The sequence below is a fragment of the Rosettibacter sp. KY25 genome (assembly GCF_057554405.1).
Window position 1 is genome coordinate 41,022 of record NZ_BAAJAO010000013.1, and the last position, 15,793, is coordinate 56,814.

13 protein-coding genes are annotated in these 15,793 nt (G+C 29.5%); all 13 read left to right on the top strand.

Annotated elements, in window-relative coordinates; all coding sequences use genetic code 11:
• The first annotated feature begins 118 nt into the window (after positions 1 to 118).
• Positions 119 to 1,510, top strand: coding sequence for a [FeFe] hydrogenase H-cluster radical SAM maturase HydG (gene hydG, locus AC27L2_RS09155; protein WP_487211462.1), 1,392 nt, complete (start codon positions 119 to 121; stop codon positions 1,508 to 1,510).
• Positions 1,511 to 1,534: 24 nt separating this feature from the next.
• Positions 1,535 to 2,575 (top strand): [FeFe] hydrogenase H-cluster radical SAM maturase HydE, encoded by a 1,041-nt coding sequence (gene hydE / locus AC27L2_RS09160; protein ID WP_487211463.1) that lies wholly within the window; start codon positions 1,535 to 1,537, stop codon positions 2,573 to 2,575.
• Between the two features lie 77 nt (positions 2,576 to 2,652).
• Positions 2,653 to 3,174, top strand: coding sequence for a tetratricopeptide repeat protein (locus tag AC27L2_RS09165; protein WP_487211464.1), 522 nt, complete (start codon positions 2,653 to 2,655; stop codon positions 3,172 to 3,174).
• Positions 3,158 to 4,090, top strand: a complete 933-nt coding sequence (locus tag AC27L2_RS09170; protein ID WP_487211465.1) for a DUF58 domain-containing protein — start codon at positions 3,158 to 3,160, stop codon at positions 4,088 to 4,090. Before AC27L2_RS09165 ends, AC27L2_RS09170 begins: the two co-directional genes overlap by 17 nt.
• 63 nt (positions 4,091 to 4,153) lie before the next feature.
• Entirely contained in the window at positions 4,154 to 5,062 is a 909-nt protein-coding gene (era, locus tag AC27L2_RS09175) for a GTPase Era (protein WP_487211466.1), read from the top strand.
• 44 nt (positions 5,063 to 5,106) lie between these two features.
• Positions 5,107 to 6,063, top strand: a complete 957-nt coding sequence (locus AC27L2_RS09180) for a DMT family transporter (RefSeq protein ID WP_487211467.1) — start codon at positions 5,107 to 5,109, stop codon at positions 6,061 to 6,063.
• Positions 6,050 to 6,331: an acylphosphatase gene (locus AC27L2_RS09185; protein ID WP_487211468.1), complete on the top strand. Its 282-nt coding sequence runs from the start codon at positions 6,050 to 6,052 to the stop codon at positions 6,329 to 6,331. Before AC27L2_RS09180 ends, AC27L2_RS09185 begins: the two co-directional genes overlap by 14 nt.
• Entirely contained in the window at positions 6,328 to 6,819 is a 492-nt protein-coding gene (gene ispF, locus AC27L2_RS09190) for a 2-C-methyl-D-erythritol 2,4-cyclodiphosphate synthase (RefSeq protein ID WP_487211469.1), read from the top strand. Before AC27L2_RS09185 ends, ispF begins: the two co-directional genes overlap by 4 nt.
• On the top strand, positions 6,819 to 7,436 hold the full coding sequence (locus AC27L2_RS09195; RefSeq protein WP_487211470.1) for a DedA family protein: 618 nt from the start codon (positions 6,819 to 6,821) through the stop codon (positions 7,434 to 7,436). The genes ispF and AC27L2_RS09195 overlap by 1 nt, the downstream gene beginning before the upstream one ends.
• Positions 7,423 to 9,072, top strand: a complete 1,650-nt coding sequence (gene lnt / locus AC27L2_RS09200) for an apolipoprotein N-acyltransferase (protein ID WP_487211471.1) — start codon at positions 7,423 to 7,425, stop codon at positions 9,070 to 9,072. The genes AC27L2_RS09195 and lnt overlap by 14 nt, the downstream gene beginning before the upstream one ends.
• Positions 9,073 to 9,278: 206 nt before the next feature.
• Positions 9,279 to 12,194, top strand: coding sequence for an ATP-binding protein (locus AC27L2_RS09205; protein WP_487211472.1), 2,916 nt, complete (start codon positions 9,279 to 9,281; stop codon positions 12,192 to 12,194).
• 12 nt (positions 12,195 to 12,206) lie between these two features.
• On the top strand, positions 12,207 to 12,650 hold the full coding sequence (locus tag AC27L2_RS09210; protein WP_487211473.1) for a response regulator: 444 nt from the start codon (positions 12,207 to 12,209) through the stop codon (positions 12,648 to 12,650).
• Positions 12,651 to 12,694: 44 nt separating this feature from the next.
• On the top strand, positions 12,695 to 15,790 hold the full coding sequence (locus AC27L2_RS09215; RefSeq protein ID WP_487211474.1) for a PAS domain-containing protein: 3,096 nt from the start codon (positions 12,695 to 12,697) through the stop codon (positions 15,788 to 15,790).
• Positions 15,791 to 15,793 lie beyond the last annotated feature (3 nt).

The following is a 15,793-nucleotide window of genomic DNA, read 5'->3' on the forward strand; positions in this document are numbered from 1 at the left end:
TCATTTCTCTTTTTTAAGAAAAAAATTTCAAAATGGTTCATTTTTAAGGTTTTTTTAGCTATGAATCAGACTGGTATATTTGTTGTGTGCAAAATCTAAACAATTTTATGGTGGGGCTATGGAATTTATAAATGAAGAATATATTTTTTCTTTATTAAATGATGATAAGCTGAATGATAAAGCACTTCAGAAAGATGTTATACAAAAAGCAAAAGAAGCAAAAGGTTTAACTCTAAGAGATAGTGCAGCATTATTAAATATTTCAGATAATGAAATATTGGAAGAACTATTTCATACAGCAAAAGAAATAAAAGAAAAAATTTATGGAAATCGACTTGTACTTTTTGCCCCGCTTTATGTTACAAATGTTTGTGTTAATAATTGCCTTTATTGTGCATTTCGAAGAGATAATAAAGAGTTGAAAAGAAAAACATTAACAATTGATGAAATACGAGAAGAAACGGAATTTTTAGTAAAACAAGGCCATAAAAGAATTTTACTTGTAGCTGGGGAAAGTCTAAAAAATTCTTCTCTTGATTATATCGGCAAAGCAATTCAAACAATGTATGATGTTAAAATTAATGGTGGAAACATAAGAAGAATTAATGTCAATACTGCTCCATTATCTGTAGATGGTTTTAAAGTATTAAAAAGTTTTGGAATAGGAACATATCAATGTTTTCAGGAAACTTATCATTACGAAACTTATGTGAAGATGCATCCTGATGGACCAAAAAAAGATTTCGCATGGAGACTTTATGCAATGGACCGAGCTTTGCAAGCAGGAATTGACGATGTTGGTATTGGAGCTTTATTTGGTTTGACAGATTATAAATTTGAAACTCTTGCAATGTTGAGTCATGCTTTTAATCTTGATGAAAAATATGGAATTGGTCCACATACAATTTCAGTTCCAAGACTTGAACCTGCGCTCAATGCTCCTATTTCTCATAAACCACCTTTTGCAGTTGATGATTTATCATTCAAAAAACTTGTTGCAGTTTTAAGACTTGCAGTTCCATACACTGGAATTATTTTATCAACAAGAGAAAGACCGGAACTAAGACGAGAGTTATTCAATGTTGGTGTATCACAAATTAGTGCAGGCAGCAGAACATCTCCAGGTGCTTATCGCGAATCTCAAGAAAGTTTGAATGAATACGAAATGCAGCAATTTCAACTTGGCGACCATCGTTCATTGGACGAAGTAGTCAAAGATTGCTGCGAACTTGGATTTTTGCCAAGCTTTTGCACTGCTTGCTATCGCTCTCAAAGAACAGGTGATAGATTTATGGAATTTGCAAAATCAGGAACAATTCATTTTATGTGCTCACCAAATGCTCTTTCAACATTTAAAGAATATGTAAATGACTATGCATCCGAAGAAACAAAAAAAGTTGCAGAAAGTTTTATTCAAAAAGAAATTGAAAAATTAGATGGACCAACCAAAACAAAAGCTCTTAAAATGATTGAAAGAGTTGATAACGGCGAACGGGATGTTTTCTTTTAATAAATTTTTTAAAAGTATAATTGAATGAACCTAAAAGAAATTTTACATAAAAAAGAATTAACAAGAGAAGAAATTATTTTTCTGCTTAGCTTAACTGAGCAGGAAGATATTCAAAAACTTTATGAACGCGCTGATGAAGTAAGAGCCGAATATTGCGGCGATGAAGTTCATCTTAGAGGCATAATAGATTTTTCAAATTACTGCGAACAAAATTGTCTTTACTGCGGCTTAAGAGCAGATAACAGTCATCTTCATCGCTATCGAATGTCACCTGAAGAAATTATTGAAACTGCAAAACAAATTATTAATTCAGGAATTTTTACTATTGTTCTTCAATCAGGTGAAGATAATTTTTATGATACAGATTTAATTGCTTATATAATTTATTCTATAAAACAAATTGCAGATGTTGCAATTACATTAAGTTTGGGAGAAAGAGGTTTTCATGAATATCAAACCTGGAAAATTGCTGGAGCTGACAGATATCTTTTAAAACATGAAACAGCAAATCCAAAATTGTATTCAATTTATCACTTACATCAGCAATTAAATGAAAGAATTGCTCATCTAAGATACTTGAAAAAACTTGGCTATCAAGTTGGTTCTGGTAATATGATTGGCTTGCCTATGCAGACAATCGAAGATATTGCTGATGATATTTTATTGTGCAAAGATCTTGATTTAGATATGGCTGCCTTTGGTCCTTTTATTCCATCGCCTAATACTCCTTATCGAAGTAAAAAACCTGCAAGTGTTGAATTAACATTGAAGACTATGGCAGTTGCAAGAATTGTTTTAAAATCTGTTCACATTCCAGCTACAACTGCTCTTGCAACTCTTGATGAAGATGGAAGAATAAAAGGTTTGAGAGCAGGGGCAAATGTTATAATGCCGGATTTTACACCATTTCCATACAGAGAACATTATCAGATTTATGCCAATCGAAAATGTATAAATGACGACCCAAAAGCATGTCGTGCATGTCTTCAAATGCAAATTGAATCAATTGGAAGAAAGATTTCTACCTCACGCGGGGATTCGCTTAAAATGCAGCTCAGCAGTTAATTTATTCTCCAAATTTTTTAGCTACTAATTTTGATTGTATATTTCAAGTAAGAATTAAAAATAATTCAGGGTTTATTATGAAATTGAATTATAAATTTTTTCTGATTCTTTTTTCATCTTTATTAATTTTTAATTGCAGTTCTAAAAGCGATAAAGATTATTTTAATGAAGCTTTACAAAAAGTTAAAGAAAAAAAATATCTTGAAGCTCTCAATGATTTTAATGAATTGTTAAAGAAGTATCCAGAAAGTAAATTCGCTCCGCAATCAATTTATGAAATTGCAAAACTCTATCATGCTCAATTGATTCCAAATCTCGGCAAAGAAGAATCATTAAAAAAAGCAATTAATTATTACAAGAAAATTTTTTATGAATATAAAAATTCGCCTGAGGCTGAAAGAGCATTGTTTGTTGCAGGTTTTATTTTTGCCAATGAATTAAATCAACTCGATTCAGCAAAATATAACTATGAATTGTTTATGAAAAATTTTCCAGAAAGTGAATTGACAAAATCTGTAAAACTTGAACTCGAAAATCTTGGTGCATCGCCAGATGAAATTTTAACAAAGAAGATGAAATCAAATGTCGATAAAAACTAAAGATGTAAAATCATTTCTTAATCCTGAAGTTATTGCTAAGATTGAAAATCTTGAATTAAGAGCAAGAATGATAGTAGAGGGATTTATGATTGGGCTTCACAGAAGTCCATATCATGGATTCAGTGTTGAATTCAGTGAACACAGACCATACATGCAGGGCGATTCACTTAAAAATCTTGATTGGAAAGTTTATGCAAAGAGCGAAAAATTTTTCATTAAGCAATATGAAGAGGAAACTAATTTAATCTGTCATATTTTTCTTGATGTAAGCAGTTCAATGAATTTCAAATATTCATCTCGATTTACAAAATTTGAATATGCAACAACACTTGCAGCAGCATTAAGTTATATAATGATTAATCAGCAGGATGCTGTTGGTCTTACAATTTATTCAGACCATATTCATTCTTATCTGCCTCCTAAATCAAATTTAGTCTATTTGAAAACATTATTCACAGAGCTGGCTAAGACAATTCCTTCTGGAAACACCAACACTTCAAGCTGCATTGATTCTGTTGTAAATAAAATAACTAAACGTGGATTGACAATTATTATTTCTGATTTTTTTGATTTCCCTTCAAATTCAGAAGGCGATATTGTTGATTCAATAATGACCACACTCAAACATATTCACTATAAAAAAAATGAAATAATTGTTTTCCAAATTTTAGACCCTATTGAAATGAACTTTGGATTTGACAGAGATTCAGTTTTTATCGACCTTGAAACAAAAGATGAAATTACAACTCAGCCCTATTTAATTCAAAAGGCATATCAGGATGCAATGAAAGATTTCTTAAGCAAATTAAAATCTGAATGCCTGAATTATGGAATTCAATATAATTTGATAGATACATCTACACCTTTCGACAGAGCATTGCTCAGTTATTTTTCAAAAAGAGCAAAATTGTTTTAATGCTTGCTAATGTTCTGATTCTGTTTTTTCAATATATTTATGATGTAAATAAGGAGAAATATTATGCCAGTTAAAGCAGGCTTTGTTTCGATAATTGGAAAACCAAATGTTGGCAAATCAACATTGATGAATGCTTTGATTGGAGAGAAATTATCGATAACTACTAGCAAGCCTCAAACAACAAGAAAGAAAATTATTGGAATTCTTTCTGCAGAAGATTATCAAATTATATTTCAGGATACACCTGGAATTTTGAATCCAGAATATCTCCTTCAAGAAAGAATGCTTGAATATGTTTTAGCTGCTGCAAAGGATGCAGATTTAATTTTGTTTATGATTGATATATCAACTGACCCGACAGGTGAAAAAACTTTATCAGATGAAAAAGTTTTTGAAATTCTTAAGGATAAAAAAATCAAAAAAATACTTTTGATAAATAAAATTGACCTCGTCAATCAACAGGTTGTAGAAAATTTAATTAATTCTCTCAGCGAGAAAAAATTTTTTGAAAAAGTAATTCCAATTTCTGCTGCTCAAGGTTATAATCTTCAAACTGTAATTGATACAATACTTGAGTATTTGCCTGAACATCCAAAATATTATCCTGATGACCAATTGAGCGATGAAAACGAAAGATTTTTTGTTTCTGAAATAATTCGAGAAAAAATTTTTGAAATGTATCATGAAGAAGTTCCTTACAGCACCGAAGTTGTTGTAGAAGAATTCAAGGAAAGAGAAAAAGGAAAAGATTACATTCGTGCAATTATAATTGTTGAAAAAGAATCACAAAAACCAATCATAATTGGGAAAAACGGGGAACTTATAAAAAAATTAGGTAGGCTTTCTCGTGAATCAATTGAAAGATTTTTGCAACGTGAAGTTTATCTTGAATTGTATGTGAAAGTAAGAGAGAAGTGGCGTTCAAAACCAAATTTGTTGAAATCTTTTGGATATGTTCCACCCGAAGAATAATTGTAATAGATTTTTCGTAAATCTGCTAATCAATCAACATATAGATGGATAATTCCAAAGAAAAAAAATCAACTCACCTTTTAGGCGAAGGTGCTTTACTATTGATGACTATTATCTGGGGCGGCACCTTTGTTATTGTGAAAGAATCTCTTCATGATATTTCTTCCATGCTGTTTGTTTCAATTCGTTTTGGTGTGGCTGCATTGATTATTTCTGCTTATCTGTTTTTCAAAAATTATAAACTTAATAAACAAGCTTTTCTTTCTGGAATTTTTCTTGGTCTTTTTCTTTTTCTTGGATTTATGTTTCAAACAATCGGATTAAAATACACAACAGCTACAAAATCTGGATTTATAACAGGTTCACTTGTTGTGATGGTTCCATTTTTACAGATGCTGATTGAAAAGAAAATTCCTTCTAAAGGAGCTTTAATAGGAACTCTTCTTGTTTTCATAGGAATTTTGTTTTTATCGAGCGGCGGCAGTTCAATAAAAAATTTTTTATCTGAACTCGGAAAAACATTTAATATTGGAGATACATTAACATTAATCTGCGCTTTATTTTTTGCTTTGCATGTGGTTTATATGGATATAATTTCTCCTAAACATGATTTCTGGATTTTATTCGTATCTCAGCTTATTAGTGTTTCGGTTTTTGCTTTTTTAATGTCGCTGATTTTCCATTTTAGTGCACTTGAATTAATAAAAATACAATTAACTTCAAATTTGTGGAGTGGACTTCTTTATACTTCATTGCTTGCAACATGTGTGAATTTTGGATTACAAACAAAATTTCAGAAAGTTGTAAGTCCTACTAAAGCAGGAATAATTTATTCATTCGAACCAATATTTGCAGCTATTTTTGCATTCTTTATACTCAACGAAAAATTCACTAATTTTGGTTTGCTCGGAAGTGCATTAATTTTTTCCGGATTGATTGTATCTGAAATATTCGATTTTGTCTATTCAAATTTTTTTAACAATTCAAATGGAAAACATTAAAAGAGCAGAAATAATTGTGAGTGGACTTGTTCAAGGTGTAGGATTCAGATATTTTGTTTATCGGCATGCACAAAATCTTGGATTAAAAGGTTATACAAAAAATCTTTATACAGGCGAAGTTTATACTGTTGTAGAAGGGGAGCCTCATTTAATTGAAGAATTATTTAATCGATTGAAAGTAGGACCAATTTCTGCCGATGTAAAAGATGCAATTATTAAGTGGAGCGAACCTAAAAACGAATTTAAAACATTTGAGATAAGATTTTGAATCAACAATTTAGAATTGGCTTTGGTTACGATGTCCATCCATTTTCTCGAGATAGAATTTTAGTTCTGGGTGGAATCGTTATTCCTTATGAAACTGGATTGGAAGGACATTCCGATGCTGATGTTTTACTGCACGCAATTTGTGATGCAATGCTTGGGGCACTTGCACTTGGCGATATTGGAAAACATTTCCCAAATTCAAGTGAGGAATTTAGAAATATCGACAGCAAAATTTTACTTGAAAAAACTTATGATTTAGTTCAACAGAATGGTTATGTACTTGGCAATCTTGATGCTACTCTTGTAATTGAAAAACCTAAAGTTTCTCCATTTATTAAATTAATGATAAAAGAAATTGCAGCTGTCTTAAAAGCTGATGAAAATCAAATTTCCATTAAAGCAACAACTTCCGAAAAACTTGGTTTTGTAGGAAGAGAAGAAGGGGCAGCTGCTTATGCTGTTGTTTTGCTCACCAAAAAAGAAAATTAATGTTCGAAAATATAATTTCTTACATAAGCACACTTGACAAATCTTTAATTTATTTAATCGTATTCTTTTTTGGATTTATCGAAAATTTGTTTCCTCCATCTCCAAGTGATATAGTTATAGTCTTGGGTGCAACTCTAATTGCAAGTTCAACTTTAAGTTTTTTGCCCATCCTGATGCTTGCCAGTATTGGAAGCGGAATTGGTTTTATTGTTATGTATTTCATAGGAAAATATTTGGGTGAAAATTTAATCCGAAATGGCAAATTAAAATTTATTAAGCCGCAGTCACTTGATAAAGCTGATTTGTGGTTTCATAAATATGGCTATAACATAATTTTAATAAACAGATTTCTGCCTGGAACCAGAGCTGTTGTTAGTTTTTTTGCCGGATTCCATCGCTTAAAAAAATTAAGAACATTTATTTATGCTTTTGTAAGTTCATTTGTCTGGAATACTTTATTAATTATGCTTGGAATATTTTTGGGTAACAACATTGAACTGATTGATAAATATTTAACAACATATTCTGATATAGCTTTAATTTTAACTCTGATAGTTGTCTTGTATTTTGTCATCAGATATTTTGTAAAAAAGAAACGAAAAGATGAAAATACTTAAGTCATTTTATCAGTTAACACCTGAAGAAAAAAAAATTAAAAAGAAAGAACTTCTTTATGGATTAATCAGCGGTGTGCTGCTTGGAATTTCATTCCCTCCTTTCCCTTTCCCGATTTTAATTTTTTTTGCTTTTATCCCTTACTTTTTTGTAATTGAAAAAAAAGAACAACTTGGGTCTATAAACCGATTTACATACTATACAATTTTCATCTTTACACTAATCACATTATACTGGGTAGGAAGCTGGACAAAAGAAGCTGACCCTTTTTTAATGATTTCTGGAGTTCTTCTAATGTTCATAAATCCAGCAATATTTTTGATTCCATCCACCATTTATTATTTCTCAAAAAAATCACTTAACAAAAAAATTTCGTTGTTTTTATTTCCATTCTTCTGGGTTGCATTTGAATATGCATACAGCATTACAGATTTAAGATTTCCCTGGCTTATGCTTGCGAATTCATTACCATATTTTAATTGGTTCATTCAAATTGCAGATATTATTGGTGCATATGGAATTTCGCTTCTGATTTTATTCATCAATGTGTTTCTTTATCTCTTTATTAAAAATTATCTCGAGAAAAAAAGAAATAATTTGTTCTATGCTGCTGCAGCAGTTTTACTTTTTGTAATTCCAGTAATTTATGGAATGTATAAAACATCAGTCTTCGAGCATTCATCAAGGAAAATTAAAGTAGGTTTGATTCAACCAAACTTAAATCCATGGGATAAATGGGAAGCAGGGAATTTAGATGAGCAATTAAATTTGTATTTATCACTTTCACAAAATGCAGTAAATCAAGGAGCAAAATTAATAGTTTGGCCCGAATCTGCATTGCCTGTTTATCTGCTTTCCGGAAATTATCCATATGAGGTGGAAAGAATTCATCAATTTGTAGATTCAAACAATGTTTATTTGATGACAGGAATGCCGGATGCAAATTTTTATTTTGATTTATCAAAAGCTCCTAAGGATGCAAAGAAAATCAAAAATAGTGATGTTGCTTATACTTCATATAACTCAATTTTGCTTTTTTCTCCATTCACAAGTTCAGTTCAAAAATATGGAAAAATAAAGCTTGTTCCTTTTGGAGAAAAAGTTCCTTTCGTTGAACAACTTCCATTTTTAGATGAATTAATTAAATGGCAGGTTGGAATTTCAAGCTGGAATGTGGGAAAAGAACAAACAATTTTTAATTTCATGAATATCAAAGCTGCGGGAGTTGTTTGCTTTGAGTCAATTTATCCAGATTTTGTAGCAGGTTTTGTTCAAAAAGATGCTGAACTTCTTATTGTTGTAACAAATGACAGTTGGTATGGATATTCAAGCGGACCATTTCAGCATAAAGAAATTGCTGCTTTAAGAGCAATTGAAAACCGCAGAACTTTGATTCGTGCAGCAAATGGCGGTATTAGCTGCATAATAGACCCGCTTGGAAGAACAATTAATGAAACAAAATTATTTAATAAAACAGAATTAACAGGTTATGCAGAATTAAGAAATGAAAAAACTTTTTTTACCGAATATCCGCTGTTGTTCCCTTATACTTCTTTATTTATTGCAATCCTTATTTTGTGTGTTTCTTTTATAAAAAAACTTATAACTTTCTTACACACTGGAAAAAATCCCAAATGATTTTACAAGTGTGCTCTTCTTAAATGTCAATCTGAATTTATCAAAAAACTAATCTTCTCTCATTTGTAAAACTGTAAATTATATGTCATTGAATGTTAATAAACTATATTTATTGCTAATTTTTTACATCAATTATTTTGAGATTTTATTATAGATATTTCTTAATTTTTGATTGAATCAAAACTGCATAATAATTGAGGCGCATTATGCAGGCTAAAAATTTTTTTGAATTAATTAAAAAATACTTTCCCCATTTAGCTGCATATTATTCTATATCAATTGGAGTTTTATATATATCAGCATGGAGGTTTGGGGGCGTGCTGTCCCAAATTTTCTTAAATGCAGAAATTCCTTTGAGAGCATTCTCTTCTTTATTTTTGGTCTTATGTGGATTAGCATTGCTATGCATGATTTATAAATTTCGATATAACAGGTTGATAATATTTATATTGGGAATTGTTCTATTTTTATCAGCAATTATTCTTGTATTAAACCATATTTTTGATTGGGGAATTAATTATTTCAATTTACTAATAAGTCCTTCCAACCAATTAATTTTTAGTAATAATATTAAGATGCAACCTCTAAGTGCATCTATAATTTTTTCTTTTCTAGGTTTAGTTTTTATTCTTCTTTCTTTAAAAATAAGTGTAAAATACCTGATAGAGTTTTTATTAGTATCAACCTTTACACTCGATATTATTATTATTACAGGCCAATTAACTAATTTATACGCAATTGGATCTAGCGGTGAATTTATTTATGAAACTTCTATCTTGTTAGCTATATCAACAATGATTTTAATTATCGGAATATTTTATTTGCACTTTTTGGAGAAAAAATTTACTGTAGAACAAAAAATATTTTCTGTTATAACACCAATACTTGTTTTTACTGTTTACATATTTTTCATTTTGATTGCATTATTTAACTCTGTAAAAGAAGCAACTAATTTAGTTAACCACACTCATCAGATAATAAATGGGATTAAAGATTTAGAACATAAACTTGACCATGCTCAATTATTGCTAAAAAGCTACGTTTTAACTGGTGAAAAAAATTATCTTGAAAAGTATAGTAATAATTTAAATTCTACATCATCAGCTATAAATGAATTAAAAAAACTTACATCCGATAACCCAATTCAGCAATCTTTAATAGAAAGGCTTAGTCATTTTTTTATAACAACAACAAAATTATCTTATACTTTAAATGAAACAAGTGATTCAGAAATTAATTTAATTGAAGAAACAATAAATAAATTAACTGACAGCATCAGGGCGTGTAGCAATAAACTTTTAATTAACGAAGAGAATTTAATAAAAAGCAGGCAAAACCTTGAAGCACAAAAAATTTCGAAAACCAAAACAATGATTGTATTAATATTTATTCCTCAAATAGGTTTACTGGTTATAATGTTTTTTACAATAAAATATGGATTAGAAGAAAGAAGAAAAACCGAAGAGAAACTCATGAAATACAGCGAGGATTTGGATATCAGAGTAAAAGAAAAAACTAAGTTATTATCTGAAAGTGAAGAAAAATTTAAAAGATTATTTCATTCTGTCCCTATAGAAATGGCTTTACTTAATGATAAGGGTATTTTTATTGATGTCAATAATACTTGGTGCGAATCTTATGGATTTACTAAAGAAGAAGTCATAGGCAAAACAAGTTTTGAGATTGGAATAATAGATCAAAAAAGTTATGAGAAGCTTCGAGATATAATAAAAACAAAGGGATATGTTGAAAATTTAGAATTGAATCTAAAGACCAAAGAGGGGAAAAAACTTGTTATTCTTTTATCGAATAAAAAAGTAAAAATTGGCGGAGAAGAATTTTTTATTTCATCAGGCGTCGATATAACAAAAAAGAAGCAAGAAGAACTGACTAATGTAAATAAAGCCAAAGTATTAAATGCATTAATACGCGGTGAAGAATTAAATAGTATACTTGAATTAATAGTTCGTTTAGTAGAAGAAGAAGATTCAACAAAAATTTGTTCAATTCTTCTTTTAGATGAAGACAGAAAACATTTTCGAATAGGCGCTGCACCTAATATTCCAGATTTTTATAAAGAAATAATTGAAAAAGAAGAAATAAAAGAAAATGCTGGTTCAAGTGGAACTGCTGTTTTTTCAAAGAAGCGTATAATTGTTGATGATATTATGACCCATCCTCTTTGGATTCCATATAGAGATATTGCTAAGAAGGCAAATTTTAGGTCATGCTGGTCCGAACCTATTATAGATGACAAAGACAATGTAGTAGCAATATTTGAAATTTATCATCATGAACCTAAAGTTCCAACAGAAGAAGAATTAAAACTTATTGAATCAATTACTGATTTAATTGGTATAGCAATTATTTATAAAAAAAATGAAGAATCATTAAAGAAATTCTATGAAGAACTTGAAGAAAAAGTAAAAGAAAGAACCCAGCAATTAACGGAATTAAATAAAGAACTCGAAGCTTTTAGTTATACTGTTTCTCACGACTTAAGAGCTCCATTAAGACATTTGAATGGATTTATTGAATTATTAAAAAATAGTCTTAAAACTTCTGATGAAAAAATTATTAGGTACATTAACATTATTTCAGAGGCATCTAAAAAAATGGGTCAATTGATAGACGACCTGCTGGCATTTTCTCGTATTGGTAGAACTGAATTGAAGAAAACAGAGGTCGATATTAATTCTATAATAAATGAAGTCCGTATAGAATTAGAAAATGAAACAATTAATAGAAAGATTGAGTGGAAAATTTCAAATATGCCAAAAGTAATTGCTGATTACGCATTATTGAGGCAGGTCTGGACAAATTTATTATCTAATTCCATAAAATATACTAGCAAATGTGAAGAAGCTGTAATTGAAGTAAGTTGTAAAGAAATGGATGATTATTATGAATTTTCTGTAAAAGATAATGGCGCTGGTTTTGATATGGAATATAAAGATAAATTATTTGGTGTCTTTCAAAGACTTCATACTGTATCAGATTATAGCGGCACGGGTATAGGACTTAGCATTGTTAAAAGAATTATTAATAAACACGGCGGAAAAATTTGGGCAGAAGGAGAAGTAAATAAAGGGGCCACTTTTTATTTCACATTACCAAAATAAAATGGAGTTACAATGGGCAAATTAAAACCAATACTTTTAGCAGAAGACAATCCCAATGATGTAGAACTTGCACTCGAAGCATTGAGACAACACAATATTGCAAATCGAATTCATGTTGTTAGTGATGGAGCAGAAGTTCTTGATTATTTATACAGAAAGGGTAAGTATTCAGAAAGAGAAAAAGAAAATCCTGCTTGCATTTTATTAGACCTGAAGATGCCCAAAGTAGATGGCTTAGAAGTATTAAAAATAATAAAGAATGATTCTGAATTAAAAACTATTCCTGTTGTAATGCTTACTTCTTCTAAAGAAGAAAAAGATATAGTTGATAGTTATAACTTAGGTGTAAATGCTTATGTTGTTAAACCGGTAGGATTTGAAAAGTTTATTGAAGCAATTAGTAATCTTGGTTATTTCTGGGCAATATTAAATGAGCCTCCGCTTGAGAGAGAGTAGAATAATTGTATTCCATATACAACTCTAATAATTGAGGATTCTCTATGAAAATTCTTATTGTTGATGACGATTCAATAATGATTCAATATATAACTGAATCATTACAAAGTAAAATTAATGATATTGATATTGAAGGTGTAACATCTGCAGAAGATTGTCTGGAATTAATCCAAAAGAAAAGATATGATATTTTGTTAGTAGACCATATCATGCCAGGTATGAACGGACTTGAATTAATAAAAAAAATTATGAATCTAAATTATAATGTGCCTATAATATTTCTTACCGGCTATGGCGATATAAACGTTGCTATTCAAGCTCTTAAATATGGAGCCGTAGATTATATTAATAAAAATAAAATCGAGATTGATGAATTAGCTCTGTTAGTAGAAGATGTTTACAATAAGTATTCATTGCATAAATTGCCAACAGAAAAATATATACCCGAAGTATATAATGTACTTTATATTGAACATGATGAAAATGATATTGAGCTAACAGTAAATTATATAAAGAAGGAAGCTAAAAACATAAATTTAACCGCAGTAAAAACTGCTAACGAAGCTTTTCAATTACTGGAGAAGATGCCTTTTGATGTCATACTCATAGATCTATTGATGCCCGAATTGAATGGTATTGAAATATTTAAAAAACTGAAAACCTCGGGTTATGATAAGCCTGTAATAATTCTAACAGGAAGCACCGACGAAGAATCGGCAATAACTGCATTAAAACTAGGAGTTTATGATTATATAATTAAGAGAAAAAATTATTTGTTACAACTGCCAAGTGCAATTGAACATGCATATGCGATATATAAACTGAAATTGATGAATGAAGAAAAACAAAATCAAATTATCGAGCTGAATAAAAAATTAGAAGAAGCTCTTAGAAAAACATACGAAGAGAAAATAAAAACCGAACAACAATTAATATTAACTCAAGAAAGATTTAAAGATTTATTCTATTCTAATCCAATCCCAATGCTAATTATTGATGAACGAACTCAAAAATTTATCGAAGTAAATGATGAAGCAGTAAAATATTATGGATACACCAGAGATGAATTTCTTAAGATTACATTTAAAGAAATTTGCATGGATGAAGATTATCCTAAATTAATTAGCTCTAATGATGAAGTTTCTGTTATAACACATTTATGCAGACAAAAGAAAAAAAATGGAGATATAATTTTTGCAGAAATAAAATCTAATTTATTAGGAGAAACAAAAGAACATAAATTAAAACTAATCGCTGTATATGATTTAACAGAAAAAATAAAACTTGAAGAAGAGTTAAAAGAAGAAGAGGAATTATTTAGAACATTAGCAGATACTACCACTACAGCAATTTTTGTTTACAAAGGTGAAAATTTTGTTTATGTCAATAAAGCAGCGCAACGAATATCAGGATACAGCGAAGATGAATTATTAAATATGAAATTCTGGGATATTGTGCATCCAGAGTTTAGAGATTTGGTAAAACTAAGAGGGCTTGAAAGACAACAAGGTAAGAACATTCCTTCGAACTATGAATTTAAAATTATTTGCAAAGATGGAACTGAAAAATGGCTCGATTTTACTGCTGGAGGCATTAAATGGAAGGGTGAGATAGCTTCCATTGGGACTGCATTTGATATAACAGAAAGAAAAAATGCAGAAGAAGAAGTTAAACGCAACGAAGAAAGATATAAATTATTTTTTAATAATGACATTTCGGGTGATTTTGAATTTAAACCAGATGGAACAATTTTAATATGCAACGATTCCCTTCTTAAAATCTTAAAATATGATAACAAAGAAGAAATTTTAAATAAGAATGTAAAAGATTTTTTTGTATCAGATGAAGTTAGGAAAAGTTTATTTGAGGAAATTCAAAAATATGGCAGAGTGCAAAATCGTGAATTGGAATTAATTGCAAAGGATGGCACTATTATAAATGTTATTGAAAATGTAGTGGGTGTTTTTGATAATAATAATAATCTTGAAAAAATTGTAGGTTACATTTTTGATATTACTGAAAGAATAAAAGCAGAAAATGAGTTAAGAAAGAGTGAAGAAAAGTTTCGTAAAATGTTTGAAACTGCAAACGAAGGAATAATGATTATTGATGAAAATAATTTAATTTCTTCTGTAAATAAAAAAATGGCAGATATGCTGGGCTATGAAATAAATGAGTTAGTTGGAAATAAAATTACATCATTTTTACCAGAGGGAGAAATAGAAAGTTTTTTAAATGAAATTGAGAAAAGAAAAAAAGGGGAATTAGCACAATTAGAAAGAAAGTTTGTAAAAAAAGATAGTTCCATAATTTATACATTAATTTCTGCTTCACCTTTCATTGATAATGAAGGTAATTATAAAGGCAGCTTTGCAATGATTACAGATATAACTGAAAGAAAAAAGATGGAGCTCGATTTAATATTAGCAAAAGAAAAAGCTGAGGATTCTGATAAAATGAAATCTCTTTTTCTTGCTCAAATGTCTCATGAATTTAGAACCCCACTTCATACAATTTTAAGCTATCTTTCTTTGCTACATGAGGATTTAACCAGCAGAAATATAAGTGATATTGATTTTTATTTTAATTCAATTGATAGTGCTTCAAGAAGATTAATCAGAACTGTTGATATGATACTGAATATGTCGCAGCTGCAGGTAGGTTTCTATAAACCGAACTTTAAAGAAATAAATCTTATTGATGATATTCTAAAAAAAGTGATTAACGATTTTATTACAGCAGCAGAAGAGAAAAATTTATATATAAAACTTCTTTCAAGAACAAAAGAAACTAAAATTTTAGGTGATGAATATTCTCTTACTCAATTATTTGCCAATCTTATTGATAATGCAATAAAATACACAAGGGAGGGGGGCATTACCATCACAACATTTTGTGAAAATGAAAATAATCTTTGTGTATCAATTGAAGATACAGGTATAGGAATTGCAAAAGAATATTTGCCTAAATTGTTTGAACCTTTCTCTCAAGAATCTACTGGTTATACAAGAGCATTTGACGGTGTTGGATTAGGAATGTCACTTGTCAAAGAATATTGTAAAATAAATGGTGCTGAAATTCAAGTTGAATCAGAAAAAAATGTAGGCACAAAGATTACAATTATTTTTAATAGAGGGTAAATA

Bases quoted from the DNA above. Each gene is read 5' to 3' on its own strand.
- hydG (WP_487211462.1), top strand. From the start codon at position 119: ATGGAATTTATAAATGAAGAATATATTTTTTCTTTATTAAATGATGAT.
- hydE (WP_487211463.1), top strand. From the start codon at position 1,535: ATGAACCTAAAAGAAATTTTACATAAAAAAGAATTAACAAGAGAAGAA.
- AC27L2_RS09165 (WP_487211464.1), top strand. From the start codon at position 2,653: ATGAAATTGAATTATAAATTTTTTCTGATTCTTTTTTCATCTTTATTA.
- AC27L2_RS09170 (WP_487211465.1), top strand. From the start codon at position 3,158: ATGTCGATAAAAACTAAAGATGTAAAATCATTTCTTAATCCTGAAGTT.
- era (WP_487211466.1), top strand. From the start codon at position 4,154: ATGCCAGTTAAAGCAGGCTTTGTTTCGATAATTGGAAAACCAAATGTT.
- AC27L2_RS09180 (WP_487211467.1), top strand. From the start codon at position 5,107: ATGGATAATTCCAAAGAAAAAAAATCAACTCACCTTTTAGGCGAAGGT.
- AC27L2_RS09185 (WP_487211468.1), top strand. From the start codon at position 6,050: ATGGAAAACATTAAAAGAGCAGAAATAATTGTGAGTGGACTTGTTCAA.
- AC27L2_RS09195 (WP_487211470.1), top strand. From the start codon at position 6,819: ATGTTCGAAAATATAATTTCTTACATAAGCACACTTGACAAATCTTTA.
- lnt (WP_487211471.1), top strand. From the start codon at position 7,423: ATGAAAATACTTAAGTCATTTTATCAGTTAACACCTGAAGAAAAAAAA.
- AC27L2_RS09205 (WP_487211472.1), top strand. From the start codon at position 9,279: ATGCAGGCTAAAAATTTTTTTGAATTAATTAAAAAATACTTTCCCCAT.
- AC27L2_RS09210 (WP_487211473.1), top strand. From the start codon at position 12,207: ATGGGCAAATTAAAACCAATACTTTTAGCAGAAGACAATCCCAATGAT.
- AC27L2_RS09215 (WP_487211474.1), top strand. From the start codon at position 12,695: ATGAAAATTCTTATTGTTGATGACGATTCAATAATGATTCAATATATA.